The organism is Actinosynnema sp. NPDC002837, from assembly GCF_040295345.1.
GTDB lineage: Bacteria > Actinomycetota > Actinomycetes > Mycobacteriales > Pseudonocardiaceae > Actinosynnema.
In genome coordinates, this window is the sequence record NZ_JBEOVG010000098.1 from 25,335 (window position 1) to 34,215 (window position 8,881).

Consider the following 8,881-nt stretch of genomic DNA (forward strand, 5'->3'; position numbering starts at 1 on the left):
ACCGGTCAGCCGCGGAACTCCGGCAGCACCCAGTAGGTGCTGTCGTGCCAGGTGTCGGTCGGGAACCCGCCGCCCACGCCGTAGTGGTAGACGCCCGCGCCCGGCGGCGCGATGAACGGCGCCCGCACCAGCGTGCCGATGAAGAAGTCCTCCGAGGTCGCGTAGCCGCCTTCCGGCGTGTAGTACGAGATCACGTAGTCCCGCCCCGGCTCGACCGGGACCGGCGTCGGGAAGTCGATCTGGGCCATCAGCCCGGGGTGGTCCCAGGGCTGCTCGGCGAGCAGCACGCCGGCGTCCGACCACAGCCGCAGGGCGATCGGCCCGCGGTACGCGCCGCGACCGAGGGACGCGCCCAGCAGCTGCCCCGGTCGGTCGACCCGGAACCGCATGCCCACCTCGACCGGCTCGCGGTCGGGGTCGTCGACCGCGTCCTTGTAGTAGGTGCCGAGCTCGCACCGGGTCTCGCAGTTCACCGGCTGGGTGACGGCCACGCCGCCCACGTGGATGACGACGGGCGCGCCGATCGGGCCGGCGCCGGCGGCGGTGACGACCCGACCGGCGACCTCGACGTCACCGACCTGGTCGGGCGTGTGGACGTACCGCCAGTCGACCCGGGAGGGGTCGTGATCGCGCAGGACCTCGGCGGTCACCCAGGTGGCCCCGCCGTCGAACGTCAGTTCGGTGGCGGTGATCGCGACCGTCGTCGGGGCGATCGAGAGGCCGGTGACCAGGATCGGGACACCGACCTCGGCGGCGGAGCGGGTGGTCGGGGTGCCGATGACCACCCTGCGGTCGTCCTGGGCGTGAGCCGTGCCGGACAGGACCAGGGTCGCGGCGGCGATCGCCACCCACAACCGGGATAAGCGGGGCATGCGCCCTCCTTCGGGCATCGTGCGGAGCTACCTCCCGGGAGATCGTCGGCGACCGTGGGTTTCGCTACGCCCGCGCGCCGGTTGCCTTCGGCACGTCCGCGCGGGTTCCAGTTGAGACCCTCGGCTGACCGGAGCCCGCCCGCTGCACCAGAATCGGGCGCATGAGTCGCACCGCGTCACCCGAGGACCCCCGCCCGGCCGGTCGTTGGGTCCACACGTGGGTGTCCGCACCCCAGCCGACCGCGCCCGACAACATGCCGCCCGCGCCGTTCACCCGGTCGGGTCTGGTGCTGGCCGACGCCACGCTGCGGCAGACCGCGCGCGTCACGGTCGGCGGCGACCGGCTGCGGCTGCGGTTCTCGAACGCCTTCGGCGGCGCGGTGCTGCCGATCACCGCGGTGACCGTGGCTCGGCCCGTCGACGGCCGGGCGGGCGTCGGCGCGGTCGAGCCGGGCTCGGTCCGCCCGGTCACGTTCCACGGGCGGTCGGGGGTGGTCGTGCCGGTCGGCGCGCAGGTCGTGTCGGACCCGCTGGACTTCCCGGTCGAGCACGAGGCGAACCTGACCGTGACGGTGTACCTGGCCGACGGGCAGGCGTCCGAGGCCATCACCTCGCACCCCGGCTCCCGCACGACCTCCCACCTCCTGTCGGGCGACCACGTCGGGGCCGACGACCTGCCGGGCGCGACGACCACGGACCACTGGTACTTCCTCAGCGGCATCGAGGTCTGGTCCGAGCGCGCCGCCTCGGCCGTGGTCACGCTGGGCGACTCCCTCACCGACGGCCGCGGCTCCACCACCAACGGCAACGACCGCTGGCCCGACCGCCTGTCGGCCCGGCTCCGGTCACGGCCCGCGACCGCGGACGTCGCCGTGCTCAACCAGGGCATCGGCGGGAACCGGGTGCTCAGCGAGGGGATCGGCCCGAGCGGGCTGGCCCGCCTGGACCTCGACGTGCTGGCGCAGACCGGTGTGGCGTGGCTGGTGGTGTTCGAGGGCGTCAACGACATCTGCACGGCCGACGCCACCGCCGTCGCGCAGAAGCAGGTCGCGGACGACCTCTGCGCGGCCTACGAGCAGATCGTGGCCCGCGCCCACGCGCACGGCATCGCGGTGTACGGGGCGACGCTGGCCCCGCTGGGCGGCAACGGGGCGTACGACGACCCGGACGGCCACCGCGAGGCGGCACGTCAGGCGGTCAACGAGTGGATCCGCACCAGGGGCGCGTTCGACGCGGTGCTCGACTTCGACGCGGCGGCGCGCGACCCGCACGACCACCGACGCCTGCTCGCGGCCTACGACGAGGGCGACCACCTGCACCTGGCGCCGGCCGGCTACCGGGCGCTCGCGGACGCCGTGCAGCTGGAGCTGTTCGAGTCGCGCGGACAGGACGCAGTGTCCGGTTGAGACGGCGGAGCGGGAACCGTTGTCGCGCAAATGTTTCGCAGCGGTTCACCCACGTGAAAGTCGACAGTGGACGGCCGGTTTTCCTTGCCCGGGAATCGAAGGCGACATAGTTTGGCGTTGTCGCCCGTCCCGGACCTGGAGGACTCCCCACATGATCGGCGTGCACCCCGCGTGGCTACCGGCCTCCGCGTTCCGGTCGATCGGCTCACGGCGGGTCCGCGTCGTCGGGGACGGCCCGGTCGTCGCCACGGTCCGCGCCGAGGTCGAGGCGGCGGCGGCCGGGCACGGCGGCGCGCTGGTCGACGACGGTCCGGCGGACCTGGAGCTGGTGTGCGAGCCGGATGACGGCGAGACCGATCCCGAGGCGTTCGTGGTGGGCCGCGCCGGCACGACCACGGTGGTCCGCGCGATCGACGGCGTCGGCCTGCTCTACGGCTTGCACCACGTGGTGCGGCAGGGCGAGGCGGCGTTCACGGGCGAGGCGCGGCCGGGGCGGCACGCGCCGCGCCAGCCGATCCGCATGCTCGACCACTGGGACAACGTCGCCGTGCACCCGGTGATGGGCCAGGTCGAGCGCGGGTACTCGGGCGGCTCGATCTTCTACGCCGACGGCGCGGTCCGCGCCGACCTCTCGCGGGTCCGCGCCTACGCCCGGCTGCTCGGCTCGATCGGCGTCAACCGGGTCGGCCTCAACAACGTCAACGTGGGCCGCACCGAGGCCCGCCTGCTCACCGACCTGCTGCCGGACGTGGTGCGGCTGGCGGACGTGTTCCGCCCGCACGGGATCAAGGTGCACCTGTCGGTGAGCTTCGCCGCGCCGATCACCCTCGGCGGCCTGCCGACCGCCGACCCGCTCGACCCGGCCGTGCGCGACTGGTGGGCCCGCACGACCGCCGAGGTGTACGCGGCGATCCCCGACTTCGGCGGGTATGTGGTCAAGGCCGACTCCGAGGGCCAGCCCGGCCCGTTCGCCTACGGCCGCGACCACGCCGACGGCGCGAACGCGCTGGCCCGCGCCCTCGCGCCGTTCGGCGGCACGGTGTTCTGGCGCGCGTTCGTCTACGACCACCGCCAGGACTGGCGCGACCGGACGACCGACCGCGCCCGGGCCGCCTACGACAACTTCGCCCCGCTGGACGGCGCGTTCGACGAGAACGTCGTGGTGCAGGTGAAGGCCGGTCCGATGGACTTCCAGGTGCGCGAACCGCTGTCGCCGGTGATCGCGGCCATGCCGCGCACGCGGCTCGCGGTCGAGTTCCAGGTGACCCAGGAGTACACCGGGCACCAGAAGCACGTCTGCCACCTCGTGCCGCAGTGGCGCGAGATGCTGGGCTTCGGGCCGTGGGGCGAGGGCGAGCCGACGGTCGCGGACGTCGCCGCGGGCCGCGCCGCCGCGCCGGCCGGTGGCGTGGTCGCGGTGTCGAACGTCGGCGAGGACCCGTTCTGGACCGGCCACCCGTTGGCGCAGGCCAACCTGTTCGGCTTCGGCCGGCTCGCGTGGGACGAGCGGCTCGCGCCGGAGGCGGTGCTGGACGAGTGGATCGGCCTCACCTTCCCCGGCGACCCGACCGTGCGGGAGGCGTTGCACGAGGTGATGGACGGCTCGTGGCTGACCTACGAGCGGTACACGGCGCCGTTGGGCGTCGGCTTCATGGTGCAGCCCGGCCTGCACTACGGGCCCAGCGTGGACGGCTACGAGTACTCCTCCTGGGGCACCTACCACTTCGCCGACCGGGACGGCGTCGGCGTGGACCGCACGTGCGCCACGGGCACGGGCTTCGCCGGCCAGTTCCCGCCGCCGTGGCGCCACCGGTACGAGTCGGTCGCGACCTGCCCGGACGAGCTGCTGCTGTTCTTCCACCACGTGCCCTACGACCACGTCCTGCACTCGGGCGCGACCGTGATCCAGCACATCTACGACACGCACTTCGCCGGTCACGAGGAAGTGCGGCGGATGGCCGCGACGTGGGCCTCGCTGGAGGGACGCGTCCCCGACGACGTCTTCGGCCGCGTCACCGCGCTGCTGGCGGAGCAGCTGCGGTGCGCGAAGGAGTGGCGCGACCAGGTGAACACCTACTTCTGGCGCAAGTCGGGCGTGCCGGACGCGCACGGCCGCACGATCCACTGAACGCGGAGCGGCCGCCGGGTCCGCGGACCCGACGGCCGTCGTCGGCCCGCTACGCGCAGCGGAGCACCAGGACCGCGGTCGGCGCGAGTTCCAGCTCGTCCCCGACCCGCAGCTCACGCCCGCTCAACAGGTCCGTGCCGGCCACCGGCGCGGGCACGGTCCGGGCCGCGCCGTGGTTCAGCACGAACAGGTACCGCGTGCCGTCCGGCACGACGCGCTCGGTGACCTCGACGTCCGGCACGTCGCCGAGCGGCCCGATCAACCCGTGCTCGGCCAACGCCGTGCGCACGACGGCGGCCACACCGGCGTCGTCCAGCAACGTCGCCACGTACCAGGCGTGGCCGCGCCCCCGTGCCGCGCGGGTCACGGCGGGCGTGCCCGCGTAGAAGTCCGCCCCGTAGGCGCCGAGCACCTCCGCGTCGTCCGGCACGACCACCTCGAACACGTGCCGGGCCTCGTACTCGGCGCCGAACAGCGTCACCGGGTTCACCACGTCGGGCTGCTGGGCGTCGGTCTCCTCGACCCGCAACCCGAGCAGCGACGCGAACGGCCCCGGCACGTCGGTCAGGAACGCGTTGTCGTCCTCGTCCACCCGACCCGACAGCGCCGTCGTCACGAACGTGCCGCCGCGCTCGACCAGCTCCGCCACCCGCTCCGCGAGATCGCCCTTCACCATGTGCAGCAACGGCGCGACGACCACGTCGTAACCGGAGAGGTCGGCCGTCACCGGCACCACGTCGAGCGGGACGTTCGCCTGCCACAACGCCCGGTGGTAGGCGGTCAGCACGTCCAGGTAGCGCACGTTGCGGTTGGGGCCGTCGGACATCTCGACCGCCCACCAGCTGTCCCAGTCGACGAGCAGCGCGGCGCGCGCCGGCGTGCGGCCGCCCAGCAGCGCGTCACCGACGCGGGCGAACTCGTCGCCCAGTTCGGAGACCTCGCGGAACACCCGCGTGTCCGTGCGGCCCGCGTGGTCGAGCACCGCGCCGTGGTACTTCTCGCACGCGCCCCGCGACTGCCGCAGCTGGAAGTACAGCACCGCGTCCGCGCCGTTGGCGACCGACTGCCACGACCACAGCCGCAGCACGCCGGGGCGCTTGACCGGGTTCACGTCCCGCGAGGCGGTCACCGACGGGGTCTGCTCCATGACCCAGAACGGGTCGCCGTCGCGCAGCCCGCGCATCAACCGGTGCGCCAACGCCATCCGCGCGGCCGTGCGGGCGGGCGACCGGTCCTCCGGCGGGTAGTTGTCCCACGACGCGAAGTCCAGGTGCGGCGCCCACCGGTGGTAGTCGATCGGCTGGTACAGGCCCATCATGTTCGTCGTCACGGGCGTGTCCGGAGAGTACTTGCGGATCGCGGCCTTCTCCGCCAGGAACCCGTCCAGCAGCGCGTCGGACATGAACCGCTTGTAGTCGAGCGTGATGCCCTGGAACGCGGTGTGGTCGGGCCCGCGCCAGTGCTCCGACAGCGCGTTCGGCGGCTCGATCTGCGCCCACTTGGTGAACGTGTGCGACCAGAACGCGGTGTTCCACGCGGCGTTGAGCCGGTCGAGGCTGCCGTAGCGCCGGCGCAGCCACCGGCGGAACGCATCGCCGCAGTTGCCGCACCAGCAGGCACCGCCGTACTCGTTGCCGACGTGCCAGGCCACGACCGCCGGGTTGTCCCCGTACCGCTTGGCCAGGCGCTTGGCCAGCGCCACGGCCGCGCGGCGGAAGTCGGAGGACGACGGGCAGGCGTTGTGCCGCTGCCCGTACACGTGCTGCCGCCCCTCGAAGTCGACCCGGCACGCGTCCGGGTACTTCCGCGCCAGCCACGGCGGCATCGCGCCGCTGGGGGTGGCCAGCACGATCCGCATGCCCTCGGCGGTCGCGCGCTCCACGATCGCGTCCAACGTCGAGAAGTCGTAGCCGAACTCGGTGGGCTCGAGGTGGGACCACGCGAACACGCCCACGGTGACGGTGTTGATGCCGGCGAGCTTGAACGCGGCGTAGTCGTCGTCCCAGACCTCACGGGGCCACTGCTCGGGGTTGTAGTCGCCGCCGTAACCGATCCTCCGGGGCACGATCTGCGGGGTCACGCGGTGAACCTCTCGGTGGCGTCGCGCAGCACCGGTTCGGCGTTGCGCAGCAGGAGCAGGGTGAACGGGGACGCGAGCAGCGCGAGCACCCAGTCGGAGGTGAGCACGACGAGCCCACCGGCCGCGACGAGCAGAGACAACGCGCCGAGCGCGCTCGCCGGCCGTGCGGCCAGGTAGTAGGACGCCAGCCGCGCGGTGTCACGGGTGCGCAGCGACAGCGTGGACGACAGCACCAGCGCCTGGGACGACCAGACCAGCACCGCCACCGCGACCACGATCAGCACCAGGCCGTACCCGGGCGGCACGCCGGCCAGCTCCAGGTTCGCCAGGCTGAAGCCGATCACGGTGAGCACCGCCAGCGCGGGCAGCCACCAGCGCAGCACGTCGAGCCAGTTGAGCCGGTAGCCGCGGCGGAAGTGCCGGGCGGGGGAGAGGTCGCGGTCGGCGAGGAACACCCGCCAGGCGTAGACGGCGGCCGACAGCGCCGGGCCCACGGGCGCGAAGCACAGCCCGATCAGGGGCGCGTTCCCCGCGCTGCGGTCCAGGAACAGCAGCGCGAGGAAACCGGGCGCCGTCGTCAGCACCAGCATGGCCTCGATGACGACGAACCAGTACACGACGGACGCGATGCGCGACAGGATGCCCGCACCGATCTCGGCGGCGGGATCACCCCGTCGTTCGGCCGCCACGGTCACGGCCCCTCGTGCGGCGCCACGAGCCGGTTGTCGGAGGCGCCGAGCAGCCGCCGGTCGTCCAGCCCTTCGTGCTCCTCGGCGCGCACGGGCGTGAGCTCGACGAACGTGACCTCGTGCCGGGCCAGCGCCAGGTCGAGCTCGACCCGCCCGTCCACGACCGCGGCCGACCGGTGCTCCAGGGCGGGCCGCGCGCAGTCGCGCAGCACGTCGAGCGTGCGGAGGTCGGGTGAGCGCGGACGTCCCAGCTCGCGCCACGCGCCGAACGCGTTGCCGTCGTGCTCGTTGACCCGTTCCCGGCGGACGAACGCGCGCGGACCCGTCATCGGGACCGACAGCCGCACCTCGTGCCGCGCGGGCGCGTCCGGACCGTCGGTGCCGCCGACCGGTTGCCAGGCCAGCACGGTGACCCGGCCGTCGTCGGTCGCGCACACCAGGTGGTCCGCGCCGCGCGCCAGCACGTGTGAGCCCATCCGGGCCATGAACGTGTAGAGGTGGTAGGTCGGCTTCGGCACCTGCCGGTGCGTGAGCAGGCCGAAACCGCCGTGGAACAACGAGGTCGGCACGTTCTCCTCCTCGAAGACGTCGCAGAACGTCCAGTAGGAGTAGGAGTCCACCAGGTCCGTGCCTCCGGCGAGCACCGGGGCCAGGTAAGCGGCGTGGTAGGCCGTGTCGTGGATCGGGTTGTCCGGCCGGTAGGAGCTGTTGAACTCGGTGATGTGCACCGGCAGCCCGGCCAGCGCGGTGCCCGCCAGGTGCTTGCGCGGCGCGTCGAACTGGTCCAGCAGCAGTTCCGGGGAGGTCAGCGTCTGGTAGGTGCCGAAGGGCACGTGCTGCGCCGGGCCGGAGGTGTAGGCGTGCCTGCTGACGAAGTCGATCGGCACGTCGCGGCGGGTGACGAACTCGGCGAACGGCTCCCACCACTCGTCCGAGCCGGGCGAGATCGCCGGGCCGCCCACCTGGAGCCCGGCGTCGACGTCCTTGACGGTCCGGGCGGTGAGCTCGTAGAGGCGGAAGTACGCGGCCTGGTCGGCGTCCTTCCAGAAGTTGACCAGGTTCGGCTCGTTCCACACCTCGATCGGCCAGGTGCGCACCTCGGCCAGGCCGTAGCGGTCGATCAGGTGGCGGACGACGGCGCGGACCAGCGCGGCCCACTCGTCCCAGTCGTTCGGCGGGGTGATGTTGCCCTTCCACCAGAACACCGTGTCCTCGCCCGAGGCGAGCGCGGTCGGCATGAACCCCAGTTCGACGAACGGCCGGATGCCCAGCTCCAGGAACCGGTCGAAGACCTGGTCGACGTAGGTGAACGAGTACCGGGTCACCCCGTCGCCGGACCGGCGGTGCACGCCCATGTCGTCGGACAGCAGCCCGTGGCCGCGGATGTAGCGGAAACCGATGTCGCGCTGCACCCGGGCCAGGGACTCCTGGTAGTCGGCGCGCAGCGCGAGGTTGAGCCGGCCGGTGCCGACGCAGTGGCGCCACGACTCGGACAGGCGGCCGATCGGCTCGCCGGGGACGGTAACGCGGTTCACAACCCCTCCAGGGCCGAACGGCCTGCCGCCCGTGGTGCGGCGGCAGTCGAACACGGACGGGGGCCGGTCACGGCGTCGTGCCGGGACCCGGCCCCCGGGCGGTGACCCGGTGTTTTTGTTGTTTGGGTTGTGGGGGCCGGTTTACAGCGCGTCGAGGTGGGTGGAGCCCGG

General features: G+C 73.1%; 6 protein-coding genes. 2 read left to right on the top strand and 4 right to left on the bottom strand.

The annotated features are described in order from the left end of the window. Positions 1-5 precede the first annotated feature (5 nt). Positions 6-872, bottom strand: coding sequence for a DUF4082 domain-containing protein (locus ABTZ99_RS38215; RefSeq protein ID WP_498780235.1), 867 nt, complete (start codon positions 870-872; stop codon positions 6-8). Between the two features lie 161 nt (positions 873-1,033). Between ABTZ99_RS38215 and ABTZ99_RS38220 the strand changes: the two genes are divergently transcribed. Together ABTZ99_RS38220 and ABTZ99_RS38225 are read left to right on the top strand one after the other, a co-directional pair. Then, positions 1,034-2,278 (top strand): SGNH/GDSL hydrolase family protein, encoded by a 1,245-nt coding sequence (locus tag ABTZ99_RS38220; protein WP_499617974.1) that lies wholly within the window; start codon positions 1,034-1,036, stop codon positions 2,276-2,278. 151 nt (positions 2,279-2,429) lie between these two features. Further along, positions 2,430-4,406, top strand: a complete 1,977-nt coding sequence (locus tag ABTZ99_RS38225; RefSeq protein ID WP_499617975.1) for an alpha-glucuronidase — start codon at positions 2,430-2,432, stop codon at positions 4,404-4,406. A 49-nt stretch (positions 4,407-4,455) separates the two neighbouring features. Here ABTZ99_RS38225 and ABTZ99_RS38230 read toward each other — a convergent pair whose 3' ends face one another. Genes ABTZ99_RS38230 through ABTZ99_RS38240 form a run of 3 tightly spaced genes read right to left on the bottom strand, consistent with a single transcriptional unit; the run spans position 4,456 to position 8,710 of the window. After that, the gene (locus ABTZ99_RS38230; RefSeq protein ID WP_499617976.1) at positions 4,456-6,486 is read right to left on the bottom strand and encodes a beta-galactosidase; all 2,031 of its coding nucleotides are present in this window, start codon (positions 6,484-6,486) and stop codon (positions 4,456-4,458) included. After that, complete coding sequence (locus ABTZ99_RS38235; protein WP_499617977.1) at positions 6,483-7,181, bottom strand: DUF624 domain-containing protein; 699 nt, start codon at positions 7,179-7,181, stop codon at positions 6,483-6,485. Before ABTZ99_RS38235 ends, ABTZ99_RS38230 begins: the two co-directional genes overlap by 4 nt. Continuing rightward, complete coding sequence (locus tag ABTZ99_RS38240) at positions 7,178-8,710, bottom strand: GH39 family glycosyl hydrolase (protein WP_498780227.1); 1,533 nt, start codon at positions 8,708-8,710, stop codon at positions 7,178-7,180. Before ABTZ99_RS38240 ends, ABTZ99_RS38235 begins: the two co-directional genes overlap by 4 nt. Between the last annotated feature and the right edge of the window lie 171 nt (positions 8,711-8,881).